Annotated in this window: 30 protein-coding genes; all 30 read right to left on the bottom strand. The window is 44.7% G+C overall.

What is annotated here, in order from left to right; genetic code table 11:
- Positions 1-225 precede the first annotated feature (225 nt).
- The 30 genes from rplQ to rpsJ all read right to left on the bottom strand — a co-directional run bounded on the left by rplQ (position 226) and on the right by rpsJ (position 14,492).
- Positions 226-606 carry a 50S ribosomal protein L17 gene (gene rplQ, locus OC538_RS12570; protein ID WP_251627905.1) on the bottom strand — a complete coding sequence of 127 codons (381 nt, stop codon included), beginning with the start codon at positions 604-606 and terminating at the stop codon, positions 226-228.
- Between the two features lie 28 nt (positions 607-634).
- Positions 635-1,579 (bottom strand): DNA-directed RNA polymerase subunit alpha, encoded by a 945-nt coding sequence (locus tag OC538_RS12565; protein WP_251627903.1) that lies wholly within the window; start codon positions 1,577-1,579, stop codon positions 635-637.
- 136 nt (positions 1,580-1,715) lie between these two features.
- Entirely contained in the window at positions 1,716-2,105 is a 390-nt protein-coding gene (rpsK, locus tag OC538_RS12560; protein WP_009499031.1) for a 30S ribosomal protein S11, read from the bottom strand.
- A gap of 25 nt (positions 2,106-2,130) precedes the next feature.
- A complete protein-coding gene (gene rpsM / locus OC538_RS12555; RefSeq protein WP_251627901.1) occupies positions 2,131-2,496 on the bottom strand; it encodes a 30S ribosomal protein S13 in 366 nt (121 codons plus the stop codon).
- A gap of 24 nt (positions 2,497-2,520) precedes the next feature.
- A complete protein-coding gene (gene rpmJ, locus OC538_RS12550) occupies positions 2,521-2,634 on the bottom strand; it encodes a 50S ribosomal protein L36 (RefSeq protein WP_076758849.1) in 114 nt (37 codons plus the stop codon).
- Positions 2,635-2,674: 40 nt separating this feature from the next.
- Positions 2,675-2,893, bottom strand: a complete 219-nt coding sequence (gene infA, locus OC538_RS12545) for a translation initiation factor IF-1 (RefSeq protein WP_060203457.1) — start codon at positions 2,891-2,893, stop codon at positions 2,675-2,677.
- Complete coding sequence (locus tag OC538_RS12540; protein ID WP_251695505.1) at positions 2,893-3,324, bottom strand: hypothetical protein; 432 nt, start codon at positions 3,322-3,324, stop codon at positions 2,893-2,895. The genes infA and OC538_RS12540 overlap by 1 nt, the downstream gene beginning before the upstream one ends.
- Entirely contained in the window at positions 3,321-3,974 is a 654-nt protein-coding gene (locus OC538_RS12535) for an adenylate kinase (RefSeq protein ID WP_251695506.1), read from the bottom strand. The genes OC538_RS12540 and OC538_RS12535 overlap by 4 nt, the downstream gene beginning before the upstream one ends.
- A gap of 63 nt (positions 3,975-4,037) precedes the next feature.
- On the bottom strand, positions 4,038-5,330 hold the full coding sequence (gene secY / locus OC538_RS12530) for a preprotein translocase subunit SecY (protein WP_251695507.1): 1,293 nt from the start codon (positions 5,328-5,330) through the stop codon (positions 4,038-4,040).
- Positions 5,330-5,770 carry a 50S ribosomal protein L15 gene (gene rplO / locus OC538_RS12525; RefSeq protein WP_262175858.1) on the bottom strand — a complete coding sequence of 147 codons (441 nt, stop codon included), beginning with the start codon at positions 5,768-5,770 and terminating at the stop codon, positions 5,330-5,332. Before rplO ends, secY begins: the two co-directional genes overlap by 1 nt.
- A gap of 33 nt (positions 5,771-5,803) precedes the next feature.
- Positions 5,804-5,986 (bottom strand): 50S ribosomal protein L30, encoded by a 183-nt coding sequence (rpmD, locus tag OC538_RS12520; protein WP_251695508.1) that lies wholly within the window; start codon positions 5,984-5,986, stop codon positions 5,804-5,806.
- 13 nt (positions 5,987-5,999) lie between these two features.
- A complete protein-coding gene (gene rpsE, locus OC538_RS12515; RefSeq protein WP_060203444.1) occupies positions 6,000-6,500 on the bottom strand; it encodes a 30S ribosomal protein S5 in 501 nt (166 codons plus the stop codon).
- Positions 6,501-6,522: 22 nt separating this feature from the next.
- Positions 6,523-6,885 carry a 50S ribosomal protein L18 gene (rplR, locus tag OC538_RS12510; protein ID WP_251627892.1) on the bottom strand — a complete coding sequence of 121 codons (363 nt, stop codon included), beginning with the start codon at positions 6,883-6,885 and terminating at the stop codon, positions 6,523-6,525.
- Between the two features lie 34 nt (positions 6,886-6,919).
- Complete coding sequence (gene rplF, locus OC538_RS12505; RefSeq protein WP_251695509.1) at positions 6,920-7,459, bottom strand: 50S ribosomal protein L6; 540 nt, start codon at positions 7,457-7,459, stop codon at positions 6,920-6,922.
- A 30-nt stretch (positions 7,460-7,489) separates the two neighbouring features.
- Entirely contained in the window at positions 7,490-7,888 is a 399-nt protein-coding gene (gene rpsH / locus OC538_RS12500) for a 30S ribosomal protein S8 (protein WP_147057440.1), read from the bottom strand.
- Between the two features lie 29 nt (positions 7,889-7,917).
- A complete protein-coding gene (locus tag OC538_RS12495; protein WP_230498276.1) occupies positions 7,918-8,103 on the bottom strand; it encodes a type Z 30S ribosomal protein S14 in 186 nt (61 codons plus the stop codon).
- Positions 8,104-8,122: 19 nt separating this feature from the next.
- A complete protein-coding gene (gene rplE / locus OC538_RS12490) occupies positions 8,123-8,662 on the bottom strand; it encodes a 50S ribosomal protein L5 (RefSeq protein WP_251695510.1) in 540 nt (179 codons plus the stop codon).
- A gap of 26 nt (positions 8,663-8,688) precedes the next feature.
- Positions 8,689-9,000 carry a 50S ribosomal protein L24 gene (gene rplX / locus OC538_RS12485; protein WP_251627886.1) on the bottom strand — a complete coding sequence of 104 codons (312 nt, stop codon included), beginning with the start codon at positions 8,998-9,000 and terminating at the stop codon, positions 8,689-8,691.
- Positions 9,001-9,035: 35 nt separating this feature from the next.
- Positions 9,036-9,404: a 50S ribosomal protein L14 gene (gene rplN / locus OC538_RS12480; protein ID WP_251695511.1), complete on the bottom strand. Its 369-nt coding sequence runs from the start codon at positions 9,402-9,404 to the stop codon at positions 9,036-9,038.
- 39 nt (positions 9,405-9,443) lie between these two features.
- A complete protein-coding gene (gene rpsQ / locus OC538_RS12475; protein ID WP_251695512.1) occupies positions 9,444-9,707 on the bottom strand; it encodes a 30S ribosomal protein S17 in 264 nt (87 codons plus the stop codon).
- A gap of 17 nt (positions 9,708-9,724) precedes the next feature.
- Positions 9,725-9,925: a 50S ribosomal protein L29 gene (gene rpmC / locus OC538_RS12470; RefSeq protein WP_009499049.1), complete on the bottom strand. Its 201-nt coding sequence runs from the start codon at positions 9,923-9,925 to the stop codon at positions 9,725-9,727.
- Positions 9,915-10,349: a 50S ribosomal protein L16 gene (rplP, locus tag OC538_RS12465; protein WP_251695513.1), complete on the bottom strand. Its 435-nt coding sequence runs from the start codon at positions 10,347-10,349 to the stop codon at positions 9,915-9,917. Before rplP ends, rpmC begins: the two co-directional genes overlap by 11 nt.
- Before the next feature lie 2 nt (positions 10,350-10,351).
- Complete coding sequence (gene rpsC, locus OC538_RS12460) at positions 10,352-11,008, bottom strand: 30S ribosomal protein S3 (protein ID WP_251695514.1); 657 nt, start codon at positions 11,006-11,008, stop codon at positions 10,352-10,354.
- Between the two features lie 3 nt (positions 11,009-11,011).
- Positions 11,012-11,356, bottom strand: a complete 345-nt coding sequence (gene rplV / locus OC538_RS12455; RefSeq protein ID WP_060203423.1) for a 50S ribosomal protein L22 — start codon at positions 11,354-11,356, stop codon at positions 11,012-11,014.
- Between the two features lie 19 nt (positions 11,357-11,375).
- On the bottom strand, positions 11,376-11,654 hold the full coding sequence (gene rpsS, locus OC538_RS12450; RefSeq protein ID WP_251695515.1) for a 30S ribosomal protein S19: 279 nt from the start codon (positions 11,652-11,654) through the stop codon (positions 11,376-11,378).
- 63 nt (positions 11,655-11,717) lie between these two features.
- Entirely contained in the window at positions 11,718-12,548 is an 831-nt protein-coding gene (gene rplB, locus OC538_RS12445; protein ID WP_251695516.1) for a 50S ribosomal protein L2, read from the bottom strand.
- A 33-nt stretch (positions 12,549-12,581) separates the two neighbouring features.
- Positions 12,582-12,866 (bottom strand): 50S ribosomal protein L23, encoded by a 285-nt coding sequence (gene rplW, locus OC538_RS12440; protein ID WP_251695517.1) that lies wholly within the window; start codon positions 12,864-12,866, stop codon positions 12,582-12,584.
- Positions 12,866-13,489, bottom strand: a complete 624-nt coding sequence (gene rplD / locus OC538_RS12435) for a 50S ribosomal protein L4 (protein WP_251695518.1) — start codon at positions 13,487-13,489, stop codon at positions 12,866-12,868. Before rplD ends, rplW begins: the two co-directional genes overlap by 1 nt.
- 24 nt (positions 13,490-13,513) lie before the next feature.
- Positions 13,514-14,143: a 50S ribosomal protein L3 gene (gene rplC / locus OC538_RS12430; RefSeq protein ID WP_251695519.1), complete on the bottom strand. Its 630-nt coding sequence runs from the start codon at positions 14,141-14,143 to the stop codon at positions 13,514-13,516.
- Between the two features lie 40 nt (positions 14,144-14,183).
- Positions 14,184-14,492: a 30S ribosomal protein S10 gene (gene rpsJ / locus OC538_RS12425; RefSeq protein WP_060203412.1), complete on the bottom strand. Its 309-nt coding sequence runs from the start codon at positions 14,490-14,492 to the stop codon at positions 14,184-14,186.
- Positions 14,493-14,974 lie beyond the last annotated feature (482 nt).

The following is a 14,974-nucleotide window of genomic DNA, read 5'->3' as shown; positions in this document are numbered from 1 at the left end:
ACAAATAAAAAAAGCGCGCACCTCATCCGAAGAAATGCGCTCCATTCTATTCTGATGCCGGGTGCTCAATCCGGATCAGCGGATGAGATGCGTAGAGCTAGACCGATCGGCTGAACCGTCGATCATAACACTCAGCTTTTAATATTGTCGTATAAATCATATAGATAAGAAAAGGGCGTGGCTGTGCGTATGACAGACACACCCTCGGTTGTTTGTATTTAGTAATTAAACTAACTCAATAACGACAACAGGTGCTCCGTCTCCGCGACGTGGTCCCATTTTCATGATACGCGTATAACCGCCTTGACGATCTGCGTAACGTGGTGCAACGTTATCGAATAGCTTTTGAATTGCATAGATTTCTTTCTCATTACCTTCTTCATCCGCAGTTGTTACCAACTCACGACGAATGAATTGTGCTGCTTGACGACGTGCATGCAAGTCACCGCGTTTACCAAGCGTGATCATCTTTTCAACGACTGAACGTAATTCTTTCGCACGCGCTTCTGTCGTTTGGATGCGCTCATGCACGATTAGGTCTGTCGCCAAGTCGCGAAGCATTGCTTTACGTTGTGAACTTGTACGTCCAAGTTTTCTGTAACCCATAGAAGTTTCCCTCCTTCAATCTAGTTGATTAATCTTCCGAGCGTAACCCGAGGTTCAACTCGTCCAATTTCGCCTTCACTTCTTCAAGTGATTTACGGCCAAGGTTGCGCACTTTCATCATTTCGTCCTCGGACTTATTAGCAAGTTCAAGTACTGTATTGATGCCTGCACGTTTCAGGCAGTTATATGAACGGACTGATAGATCAAGCTCTTCGATAGTCATCTCAAGAACTTTCTCTTTCTGGTCTTCTTCTTTTTCCACCATGATTTCAGCAGTTTGTGCTTCGTCAGTCATGCCGACGAATATATTCAGATGCTCCGTCAGGATTTTTGCTCCGAGCGAAACAGCTTCTTTTGGACCGATGCTTCCATCTGTCCAAATGTCAAACGTCAACTTATCAAAGTTAGTGCTTTGACCTACACGAGTATTCTCTACTTGGAAATTGACGCGTGAAACTGGAGTGTAAATAGAGTCGATCGGAATAACACCAATCGCAAGATCCTCACGTTTGTTTTGATCGGAAGGTGCATACCCTCGGCCCCGAACAGCATACATCCGCATACGCAAATGACCATTCTTGCCTAGTGTAGCGATTTGAAGATCCGGATTAAGCACTTCAACATCACTGTCATGGGTGATATCCGCTGCAGTAACCGTTCCTTCGCCTTTTACATCTATTTCAATCACTTTCTCATCATCCGAATAGATTTTGAGAGCAAGTTTCTTCACATTCAAAATAATTGTTGCAACGTCTTCGACGACACCTTCAATTGTAGAGAATTCATGAAGAACTCCGTCGATCTGGATAGATGTCACGGCAGCTCCTGGCAATGAGGAAAGAAGCACGCGGCGCAAGGAATTCCCTAAAGTGTTTCCGTATCCACGCTCCAATGGTTCAATAATAAATTTACCGAACTTGGAATCTTCGCTGATCATAACTGTTTCAATCTTCGGTTTTTCAATCTCGATCATTCATTTACCCTCCTTCAAAACGTCTAGTATATAGGCCGTTCCATATTGAAATCGATTATCAAAAGAAATCAAAATGCAATCACACAATTCAGTTTTACCAAAAATTGTGCTTTTCAATCAATTGGAGAACAAACCATTATACACGACGACGTTTCGGTGGGCGGCATCCGTTATGCGGAACCGGTGTTACGTCTCTGATTGCAGTTACTTCAAGACCTGCAGCTTGTAGTGAACGGATTGCAGCTTCACGACCAGCACCCGGTCCTTTAACAGTAACCTCCAAAGACTTTAAGCCATGCTCCATAGCAGTTTTGGCAGCAGTTTCAGCAGCCATTTGTGCAGCAAACGGAGTTGATTTACGGGATCCTCTGAATCCTAGTGCACCAGCACTGGACCAAGAAAGAGCATTCCCATGACTATCAGTGATCGTTACGATTGTATTGTTGAACGTCGAACGGATATGTGCAATACCAGTTTCAATATTCTTTTTCACACGACGTTTACGAGTTTGTTGTTTACGTGCCATGTCTACGAAAAACCTCCTTTACCTATTATTTCTTCTTGTTAGCGACAGTCCGTTTAGGACCTTTACGTGTACGTGCGTTGTTTTTCGTGTTTTGTCCACGAACAGGTAATCCACGACGGTGACGGATTCCACGGAAGCTACCGATTTCCATCAAACGTTTGATGTTAAGGGAAGTTTCACGACGAAGGTCCCCTTCAACTTTCAAAGCGTCGATTTGCTCACGGATTTTATCAAGTTCAGCATCAGTAAGATCACGAACCCGTGTTTCTTCAGAAACGCCAGCTCCAGCTAGGACCTTCTGTGCAGTTGTTTTCCCAATTCCAAAAATGTATGTCAATGAAATGACTACGCGCTTATCGCGCGGTACGTCTACACCAGCAATACGTGCCATATAGATTGTGCACCTCCCTTTGTATTAGCCTTGTCTTTGTTTATGTTTTGGATTTTCACAGATTACCATTACTCGGCCGCGTCTGCGAATAACTTTACATTTTTCGCAGATCGGTTTTACAGATGGCCTTACTTTCATCTTACCCAACCTCCTTCAATATTCCGGAGTTGCAAAAGTTTTATTTAAAACGGTATGTGATACGACCGCGTGTTAAATCATAAGGTGAGAGTTCCATCGTCACTTTGTCGCCAGGCAGGATGCGGATAAAGTGCATACGGATCTTGCCAGAAACATGTGCAAGAATCGTATGACCGTTTTCCAATTCCACCTTGAACATCGCGTTCGGCAACGTTTCGACTACGGTACCTTCAACTTCAATTACGTCGTCCTTCGCCATCAATCCTGTCTCCCTTCTATATCCAATAAAGCTCTTAACCATCGAGCGGCAGCAGTCGCCTTCAAAGCTTCCTTCAACATATGTCCGGATTGCATGAGTGATGTTCGAAAGACGTCTGTCACACTTCGTTTCCCGTAAGTCAGTCCCCGACTCTTGTTGTGGAAAATCGCGTCGGAAAAGACACAAACGACAGGATTGCCGTTGGTGCGTTCCATTTTCGCCACATGGTTCCGGACACCTTTTACATTATACCCACCTCGGCGGATATTTGCATTTACAAAGTCCCGAAACAGTGTCGCCAATGGATTATCACCAGTTCCTATACCGGGCACCATATGCCTTTGCAGCTCGTTAATCATATGCTCTTTCCGTGCAACAGTGTGATGCTGCCCGCAATATGGCGTGCATGAATTGCGTCCGGAAAGGATCACTGGCCACTCTCTTGTAGGATAGCGTCCAGATCATTGAAAACAACATTGATGTCTTTTTGTCCATCTATGTTTGTCAGCACGCCTTTGTCGTTGTAATACGCCAATAGTGGTGCTGTTTGATTCATATTTACTTCCAGACGGTTAGTTACAGTTTCCGGATTGTCGTCCGCCCGCTGATAAAGTTCTCCGCCATCCTTATCACATTTGCCTTCAACCTTTGGCGGGTTGAATTGCAAATGGTAGGATGTGCCGCATACTTTACATATTCTGCGACCGGTCAATCTTGCGATAAGTTCTTCTTTTTCTACTTTGATGTTGAGAACATGCTCAATCTTCCTGCCCATCTCCGAAAGCAGTGCATCCAATGCTTCTGCCTGAGGAACTGTACGCGGAAAACCATCAAGTAGGAATCCGTTATCACAATCCGATTTGCTTAGTCGTTCACGCACAATGCCAATTGTCACTTCATCAGGAACAAGAGCACCTTGATCCATGAACGATTTTGCTTTGACTCCAAGTTCCGTGCCTTCTGCAATCGCAGCACGGAACATATCGCCTGTAGAAATATGAGGGATTTCGTACTTTTCGACAATTTTATCTGCTTGCGTACCTTTACCGGCACCCGGCAGACCCATTAATACGATATTCATACGTCTTGCCCTCCGTAATTATTTAAAACAGGAGCTCACCAAGGGGCGCGCCTATTCAAAATATTATTTCATGAACCCTTTGTAATGCCTCTTCACGAGTTGTGATTCAAGCTGTTTCATCGTTTCAAGTGCAACCCCGACGACGATGAGCAAGCTAGTTCCTCCGATTTGAGCGGACTGTGGAAGGTTCGCCAAATTGATGAAGAAAATCGGCATGACTGCTATTGTGGCAAGGAAGAGCGAGCCAACAAATGTTAGTCTGTACAAAGTGCTCGTTAAATAGTTTTGCGTATTTTGTCCTGGACGGATGCCTGGGATATACGCGCCTTGCTTTTTCAGGTTATCTGCCATATTCTCCGGATTCACCTGAATGAATGCGTAGAAATATGTGAAAGCAAGGATCAGTGCTACATAAATGATCATCCCGACCGGTTGATTGTAGTCAAACGTCCGTGTAATGAATTTTGTAACACTATTATCACCGAAAAATGCACTCAATTGCTGAGGAGTGATGAAAAACGCCACAGCGAAGATTACCGGGATAACACCTGCAGCATTCAATTTCAATGGTAAGTGCGTTTGTTGTCCGGCCGTCGTCTGTTGACGACCTGTCATACGTTTTGCGTACTGAATCGGAATTTTACGGAGCGCTTCCTGTACATAAACGACTCCGACGATGATCGCAATGATGACGATCAACAATAATGCCATCATAGCAAGACGAATGAACAACGCGTCTCCCGCATCTTGAATTTGTGTTGCATAGAGTTGGTTCACTGCATTCGGAATAGCTGCAACGATACCCGCGAAGATGATAATGGAAATACCATTACCGACTCCTTTTGCGGTGATCTGCTCACCAAGCCAAAGCAGGAATGATGTACCGGCAGTTAAAACAATCGCGATCATCACATATGTGGAGATCCCTTCGCCAAGGATAAGCGTGCCACCAAACATTTGGTTAAAGCCGAATGACATGGCAATCGCTTGAATAAAGGCGAGGACGACTGTGAAATATCTTGTGAATTGAGCAAGCTTCCGTCTTCCGACATCCCCTTGCTTCGCCCATTCAGTGAATTTCGGAACAACATCCATCTGCAATAATTGCACAATGATGGAAGCGGTGATGTACGGCATGATTCCCATTGCAAAAATGGAGAACTGCGATAACGCGCCACCGCCGAATATGTTTAGAAATCCGATGAATTGGTTGTTTGATTGTTGCAAAGCTGTTGCATCAACGTTTGGGACCGGCACAAATGCACCGAGTCTGAATACGATGAGCACTACTAGTGTGAAAATGATTTTAGACCGAATATCTCTAACGCGCATAAAGTTGGAGATTGTCTGAAACATTAAATCACCTCTGCTTGCCCGCCCGCTTTCTCGATCGCTTCTTTAGCAGAAGCAGAGAATTTATGAGCTTTGACAGTAATCTTTTTTTCAAGAGTCCCATTTCCAAGAATCTTAATTCCTGATTTTTCATTGCTCACGATTCCAGTTTCAATTAGCAATTCAGGCGAAACTTCGGTACCTTCGTCAAAACGGTTCAGTACGTCCAAATTCACGATTGCATATTCTTTACGATTGATATTCGTAAATCCACGCTTCGGAAGTCGTTGGAAAAGTGGAATTTGTCCACCCTCGAATCCAAGACGGACACCGCCGCCGGAGCGAGCGTTTTGTCCTTTATGACCTTTACCGGAAGTTTTACCTGTACCGGAACCGATTCCACGACCAATGCGTTTACATGCTTTACGTGCGCCTTCAGCTGGCTTCATATCGTGTAATTTCATCTTATCGGCACCTCCTTATATCGAAAATGTGCATTATTGTTCTTTAACAGTGACTAAGTGGCTAACCTTGCTGATCATGCCACGGATTGCTACGTTGTCTTGATGTTCAACTGTCTGATTCAACTTACGCAGACCGAGAGCTTCAACTGTTTTACGTTGTGCTGGCTTTGAGCCGATTACACTTTTCGTAAGGGTGATTTCAAGTTTGTTCGCCATATTGTTTCCCCCCTTAACCTAACAGTTCTTCTACGGATTTACCGCGCAATTTAGCAACCTCTTCAGCGCGTTTCAAATTCTTCAATCCTTCAATTGTTGCACGTACCATGTTGATCGGTGTGCTTGATCCCAAGGATTTTGAAAGGATATCCGTGATTCCTGCAAGTTCAAGTACCGCACGGACAGGTCCTCCGGCGATTACTCCTGTACCAGGTGCTGCCGGTTTGATAAGGATTTGACCTGCACCGAAACGTCCAATAATTTCGTGTGGAGTCGTTCCTTTAACCATTGGCACTTCGATCAAGTTCTTCTTCGCATCTTCGATTGCTTTACGGATAGCATCAGGAACCTCTTGCGCTTTCCCTGTTCCAAAACCGACGCGGCCGTTTTTATCGCCGACAACGACAAGTGCTGTGAAGCGGAAACGACGTCCACCCTTTACCACTTTCGCTACGCGGTTGATCGTTACTACGCGTTCTTCGAATTCACTTCTATTCTGATCATTACGACGCATGAAATATGTCCCTCCTTCTTAATTAAAATTCAAGTCCATTTTCGCGTGCTGCGTCTGCAAGAGCTTTCACACGGCCGTGGAATAGGTATCCGCCACGGTCGAAAACAACCGATTTGACATCCTTTTCAACGGCTTTCTTCGCGATCATCTCGCCGACTTTAGCTGCTGCTTCAGCATTCGCCTTAGAGTCCATATCGAACCCTTTATCCATAGTGGAAGCACTAGCAATCGTAACGCCATTCATATCGTCGATTAGTTGTGCATAGATATGTTTGTTTGAACGATAAACATTCAAGCGTGGACGCGCTGGAGTTCCGCTGATTTTCGTACGCACACGTGCGTGACGTTTTTTGCGGACAGCGTTCTTATCTTGTTTCGTGATCATCGTGGTCACTCCTTCCGAATGCCTTTACGCGGCATTATTTACCTGTTTTTCCTTCTTTACGACGGATAATTTCGCCTTCGTACTTAATACCTTTACCTTTATACGGCTCAGGTGGACGTACTTTACGAATGTTAGAAGCCAATGCACCGACGCGCTCTTTGTTGATACCGCGAACGATGATTTTCGTGTTAGCAGGTACTTCAACTGTAACTCCTTCTTCCGGTGTAAACTCAACCGGGTGGGAGTAACCTACGTTCAATACAAGCTTTGTGCCTTGAAGCTGTGCACGGTAACCAACCCCGACAAGTTCAAGTGTACGTTCAAAACCTTTTGATACACCAGTTACCATATTGTCCAGAAGGGAACGAGTAGTTCCGTGGATGGAACGGTGTTCTTTCGATTCAGATGGGCGAGTCAAAGTGATGACGTTGCCTTCCTGTTCGATTTTAATATCAGTGTTAAATGTATTTGTAAGTTCGCCTTTCGGGCCTTTAACAGTGACTTCGTTGTTATCAGAGATAGTAACTGTCACGTTTTCAGGTACCTCGATCGGACGTTTACCAATTCGGGACATCCTATTGCACCTCCATTCAATTGTTACAGATTACCAAACGTAAGCTACGACTTCTCCGCCTACTTGTTTCGCGCGTGCTTCCTTGTCAGTAAGGAGACCGTTCGACGTGGATACAAGGGCGATACCAAGGCCATTCAAAACTTTAGGAACTTCATTTGTTTTAGCATAAACACGAAGACCAGGTTTTGATATACGTTTAAGACCAGTGATAACACGCTCGTTGTTTTGACCATATTTAAGGAAAATGCGGATAATGCCTTGTTTGCTATCTTCCACATATTCAACATCGCGGACGAAACCTTCACGTTTCAAGATTTCAGCGATTTCTTTTTTCATATTTGAAGCAGGTACCTCAAGCTTCTCGTGACGAACCATGTTCGCGTTACGGATGCGTGTAAGCATATCTGCGATCGGATCACTCATTGTCATTCCATTAACCTCCTTCCCAAGTTAGGGGATTACCAACTAGCTTTTTTAACGCCAGGAATTTGTCCCTTATATGCGAGTTCTCGGAAACAAATACGGCAAAGTTTAAATTTACGATATACGGAGTGCGGACGACCACATCGCTCGCAACGTGTATATTCTTGAACCTTGAACTTTTGCGTACGTTTCTGTTTAACGATCATTGATTTCTTAGCCACGTTTTCGCCTCCCTCTAGTTTACTTTTGGAACGGCATGCCGAACTGCGTTAGCAACTCGCGTGCTTCTTCATCAGAGTTAGCAGTCGTAACGATGACGATATCCATTCCTCGTACTTTAGATACTTTATCGTAGTCGATTTCAGGGAAAATCAGCTGTTCTTTCACACCAAGTGTGTAGTTGCCGCGACCGTCGAATGATTTTTTCGAAACGCCTCGGAAGTCACGAACACGTGGAAGTGAAACTGAGATCAGCTTGTCCAGGAATTCATACATACGTTCACCGCGCAATGTAACTTTTGCTCCAATCGGCATTCCTTCACGAAGACGGAATCCAGCGATTGATTTTTTCGCTTTTGTTACAACTGGTTTTTGACCGGAAATAATCGTTAGATCTTCTACTGCCGCGTCAAGCGCTTTTGTGTTTTGAACAGCATCACCAACACCCATGTTGATGACGATTTTATCTACTTTAGGTACTTGCATTACTGAAGTATATTCAAACTTGCTCATAAGAGCAGGTGTGACTTCTTTCGAAAACTTCTCTTTTAATCGGCTCATCAGTTGGACCTCCTTTCATCCATTACTCATTTGTCCAGTGCTTCACCGGATTTTTTAGCAATACGAATCTTTTTGCCATCTACAATTTTGTATCCTACGCGAGTAGGCTCGCCTGTTTTAGGATCGATTGGCATGACGTTGGATACATGGATAGCTGCCTCTTGGCTGACGATTCCGCCTTGAGGATTTGCTTGGTTAGGCTTTGTATGTTTCTTAACAATGTTGACGCCTTCTACAAGCACGCGATCCTTCTTAGGGAAAGCAGCTAAGATTACTCCGGTCTTACCTTTGTCTTTTCCGGTGATGACCATAACTTTATCGCCTTTTTTAACGTGCATTTCATCGCACCTCCTTGATTGGCACTGTCATGTGATTAAAGAACTTCTGGAGCTAGTGAAATGATTTTCATGAAGTTGCTGTCGCGCAATTCGCGTGCAACTGGTCCGAAAATACGTGTCCCACGTGGGCTCTTGTCATCACGGATGATAACACATGCGTTTTCGTCGAACGTAATGTAGGAGCCATCTTTACGACGAACTCCGCTTTTCGTGCGGACGATAACAGCTTTGACAACGTCGCCTTTCTTGACAACGCCACCTGGTGTTGCTTTTTTCACTGTTACAACAACGACGTCACCGATATTAGCAGTTTTACGACCTGTTCCACCAAGTACTTTAATTGTTAGAACTTCACGTGCACCTGAGTTATCGGCAACTTTCATACGGCTTTCTTGTTGAATCATTGAGGCTACCTCCTCTCGGAATTTACTTTCCGAACGATATTAGATGATGACCGCTTTTTCGACAATCTCGATGAGGCGGAAACGTTTTGTAGCTGAAAGTGGACGTGTTTCCATAATGCGAACTACATCGCCGATTTTCGCTTCATTCAGTTCGTCATGGGCCTTGAATTTCTTCGAGTACTTTACACGTTTTCCGTATAAAGTGTGTTTTTTATGTGTCTCTACCATTACGGTAACCGTTTTATCCATTTTGTCGGATACTACACGGCCTGTATATACTTTGCGCTGGTTACGCTCAGTCATGGCTGCAACCTCCTTCATCAGTTATTTGCACTGATCTCTCTTTGACGTATTACAGTTTTCATGCGCGCAATCGATTTGCGAACTTCACGGATGCGTGCAGTGTTTTCTAATTGTCCTGTCGCTAATTGGAAGCGAAGGTTGAAAAGCTCTTCTTTCAGTGATTTCACTTTTTGCTCAATTTCTGCAGTTGTTAAGTCACGGATTTCTTTAGCTTTCATTAGATTCACCACCAATTTCTTCACGTTTTACAAACTTGCTCTTCACGGGCAGTTTGTGAGATGCGAGACGAAGCGCTTCACGAGCAACCTCTTCTGACACACCTGCGATTTCAAACATTACACGACCTGGTTTCACTACTGCTACCCAGCCTTCTACAGCACCTTTACCGGAACCCATCCGGACTTCAAGAGGCTTTTTCGTATATGGCTTGTGTGGGAAAATATTGATCCAAACTTTACCGCCACGTTTCATGTAACGTGTCATTGCGATACGAGCGGATTCGATTTGGCGGTTCGTGATCCAACCTGATTCAGTTGCTTGCAGGCCATACTCACCGAATTGCACAGATGCTCCGCCTTTTGTAGTTCCGCGCATTTTACCACGGAATACACGACGATATTTAACGCGTTTAGGCATTAACATAATTAGTTGCCTCCTTCCCCAGAGTTCTTCTTCACTGGAAGGACTTCTCCCCGGTAAATCCATACTTTTACGCCAAGCTTACCATATGTAGTATCAGCTTCTGCGTGTGCATAGTCAATGTCTGCACGTAATGTATGAAGGGGAACAGTACCTTCACTGTAGTGTTCCGCACGAGCGATGTCAGCACCGCCAAGACGTCCGGAAACTTGAGTTTTAATTCCTTTTGCACCAGAACGGATTGTACGTTGAATTGCTTGTTTTTGAGCACGACGGAATGAAACACGGCTTTCCAATTGGCGTGCGATTGATTCCGCAACCAATTTCGCGTCAAGATCAGCACGTTTGATTTCTACAATGTTGATGTGTACACGCTTGCCAGTGATATCATTCAACGATTTACGAAGTGCTTCGACTTCAGAACCGCCTTTACCGATCACCATACCCGGCTTCGCAGTGTGGATTGTAATATTGACACGCTTTGCTGCACGTTCGATTTCCACTTTGGAAACTGCTGCGTCAACAAGGCGTTTTTCGATGTACTCACGGATTTTCAAGTCTTCGTGTAAAAGAGTCGCATAGTCTTTCTCTGCATACCATTTCGAATCCCAGTCACGAATGATGCCAACCCGTAAACCATTAGGATGTACTTTTTGACCCACGAATTACCCCTCCTTCTTTTCGGATACCACTACTGTAATGTGGCTAGTACGTTTGTTGATCGCACTTGCACGACCTTGTGCTCGTGGACGGAAACGTTTCATTGTTGGACCTTCATCAACGAAAACTTCGCTGACGATCATGTTCTCAACATCCATCTCATAGTTGTGTTCAGCATTAGCGATTGCTGATTTCAATACTTTTTCTACAACCGGCGATGCCGCTTTAGGCGTCAGGCGTAGAATCGCGACAGCTTCACCGATTTTCTTGCCCCGGATAAGATCAACGACCAAACGGACTTTGCGAGGAGCAATACGGACTGTGCGGGCAGTAGCTTTTGCTTGTTGCATCAGAATAACCTCCTCTCAATTAACGTCTTGTTTTCTTATCGTCAGCGCCATGACCTTTGTATGTGCGCGTAGGTACGAATTCACCGAGTTTGTGACCAACCATATCTTCAGTCACATAGACAGGTACGTGCTTGCGTCCGTCATACACTGCAATCGTCAATCCGATGAAGGATGGGAAAATTGTGGAACGGCGAGACCAAGTTTTAATGACCTGTTTCTTTTGTGTATCTTTTTGAGCGTCGACCTTTTTAAGTAGATGATCATCTGCAAAAGGTCCTTTCTTCAAGCTGCGGCCCATGGAAAAACCTCCCTCCGTGATGGGTGTACTACGGTCCTCTTACCGAACCGCAGTGTCATCACATTATTTTTTACGGCGACGAACGATAAGTTTGTCGGATTTGTTGTTTTTCTTACGAGTTTTGAAGCCAAGAGTTGGTTTACCCCAAGGTGTAACTGGGCTCGGACGACCGATTGGAGTACGTCCTTCACCACCACCGTGTGGGTGATCGTTAGGGTTCATGACAGATCCACGGACACTTGGACGTTTACCCATCCAGCGTGAACGACCTGCTTTACCGATGTTGATCAATTCGTGTTGCTCGTTACCTACTTGACCGATTGTTGCACGGCAAGTTGATAGGATCATACGAACTTCTCCAGATTGAAGACGGATGATTACGTATTTGCCTTCACGCCCTAGAAGCTGAGCGGATGTACCAGCAGAACGTACCAATTGTCCACCTTTACCAGGTTTCATTTCGATGTTGTGGATAGTAGAACCCATCGGAATGTTTTCAAGTGGAAGAGCGTTCCCTACGCGGATGTCCGCTTCAGGTCCTGACATGACAGTCATGCCTACTTCCAATCCTTTTGGAGCAAGGATATAACGTTTTTCTCCATCAGCATAGTTGATTAGAGCAATATTAGCAGAACGGTTTGGATCGTATTCGATCGTAGCAACGCGTCCTGGAATGCCATCTTTCCGACGTTGGAAATCGATGACACGGTATTGGCGCTTATGGCCTCCACCTTGGTGACGAACAGTCATCCTACCTTGGTTGTTACGGCCGCCTTTCCGTTTTACCGGCTCAAGCAATGATTTTTCCGGCTTATCTGTAGTGATTGCAGAGAAGTCAGAGCTTGTCATGTTACGACGTCCGTTGGAGGTAGGTTTGTATTTCTTAATCGCCATTGGTGTTCCCTCCTTTGTTTATTTACGAACCAATTACAATTCGAATAGTTCGATGTCTTTTGAATCAGCAGTCAACGTTACGATAGCTTTGCGGCGTTTGTTAGTGTAGCCAGCATGCTTGCCCATACGTTTGAACTTGCCTTTGTAGTTTTGTACGTTGACTTTCTCAACTTTTACTCCGAAGATTTCTTCGATAGCTTGCTTCACATGTGTTTTGTTAGCGCGAGTATCGATTTCGAAAGTGTACTTTTTGAATTCCATTTGTTCTGAAGAACGCTCGGTAATGACCGGACGTTTTAGGACATCACGTGCTTCCATTAACCAAGCACCTCCTCAATTTTTTGAACTGCATCTTTTGTGATGACAAGCTTGTCATGAGCGACAAGGTCAAGCACGTTGATGCCGTTTGCTGTAACAACACTGATTCCAGGGATGTTGCGAGCGGACAATGCCACCGCTTCGTCAAGATCAGCTGTTACGAACAATGCTTTTCTATCAATAGAAAGATCTGTTAGGACCTTTGTAAATTCTTTTGTTTTTGGTGCATCGAATGTAAGAGCGTCCAATACGATGATTTCCTCGTCGCGTACTTTCGTAGAAAGCGCTGAAAGGAGTGCCAAACGACGGACTTTCTTAGGAAGCTTGTAGCTGTAGCTTCTTTGAGATGGACCAAATACGATACCGCCTCCACGCCATTGTGGTGAACGGATTGAACCTTGACGTGCACGTCCAGTTCCTTTTTGGCGCCATGGTTTACGGCCACCGCCAGCAACTTCCGCGCGAGTTTTTACTTTATGGTTCCCTTGGCGCAATGATGCGCGTTGTTGAACCAATGCTTCAAATAGGACAGCTTCATTTGGCTCGATTCCGAAAATCGCTTCGTTCAATTCGATATCGCCAACTGAAGAACCTGTCTGACTTAGTACGGATACTTTAGGCATTATGTTTCCTCCTTCCTTTAAGTATTAGTTCCCTTTGATTGCGCTTTTCACTGTGATTAGTGATTTGCGTGGTCCTGGAACATTACCTTTAATTAGTAGCAAGTTACGCTCAGCGTCAACTCGTACGATTTCAAGGTTTTGGATCGTTACAGTGTCTCCACCAGTACGTCCTGGTAATTTCTTACCTTTGAATACACGTTGTCCGTCAACCGCACCTAGTGAACCTGGCGCACGGTGGAAACGGGAACCGTGACTCATCGGTCCGCGTGAGTATCCGTGGCGTTTGATAACACCTTGGAACCCTTTACCTTTTGATACTCCTGTAATGTCGACGATATCGCCTTCTGCGAATGTATCGACTTTGACTTCCTGACCAACTTCGTACCCAGCTACGTCAACTCCGCGGAATTCGCGAATGAAGCGCTTAGGTGCCGTTTCAGCTTTAGCAACGTGGCCTTTTTCAGGTTTGTTTGCAAGCTTCTCACGTTTGTCGTCGAATCCAAGCTGGATTGCTTCGTAGCCGTCTGTTTCGTTCGTCTTCTTTTGAAGAACAACGTTTGGAGCAGCTTCAATCACAGTCACTGGAATGAGATCGCCGTTTTCAGCAAAAATTTGCGTCATGCCGACTTTTCTCCCTAAGATTCCTTTGGTCATTTGTCACACCTCCTGATTTTAATAAGTTTTATTTTATCGATTAAAGTTTGATTTCAATGTCAACGCCAGATGGTAGATCGAGTTTCATCAACGCATCGACAGTTTGTGGTGTCGGGTTAACGATATCGATAAGACGTTTATGCGTACGCATTTCGAACTGCTCGCGCGAATCTTTGTACTTATGTACCGCACGAAGTACTGTATAAACAGATCTTTCAGTTGGAAGTGGAATCGGACCTGACACGCTTGCACCTGAACGTTTTGCTGTTTCTACAATCTTTTCAGCTGACTGATCAAGGATTCTGTGATCATATGCTTTTAAACGGATACGAATCTTCTGTTTTGCCATTATTTTCCCTCCTTCTCGCCTATTTTCTAGACATTCTCCACGAAAATTTCCCACACACTTGCCATGGCAAAGCGGCCGGGTGTGTCGGCAACCTCTCGCTTCATCGCAGTCAAAGACCAACATTCAACATTATACACAATGAAAAAGAATCCCGCAACCCTTTTGGCGAAATTCTTTTCTCAGCTTTTTAATTATAATAGGGTACGACTTATAATTCAACTGTTTTGTGGGATTTTGAGTAAAAAATAGCTTGGATTTTAACGATTCGTAGCTTTGTTTGTAATAATAGGGATCGTTGAAGTTAGTTTGTTGTATTGGTAGCGGATAGGAATGAGTTGTTTGGACGCGTGATGGCTTGCTTTGGACGTACGAGCAGCTTACTTTGGACGTACATTACCTCGTTATGGACGCACAACAGCTCGCTTTAGGCGCGGAACGCCTTACTATGGACGCGGAGCGAATTACTTTGAGCGAAAAACAAC

This window comes from Saccharococcus sp. Marseille-Q5394 (genome assembly GCF_946901335.1).
GTDB classification, from domain to species: Bacteria; Bacillota; Bacilli; order Bacillales_A; family Planococcaceae; genus Sporosarcina; species Sporosarcina luteola_C.
Note: the sequence above shows the minus strand (reverse complement) of the source record. Positions and strands in the feature narration are given on the sequence as shown.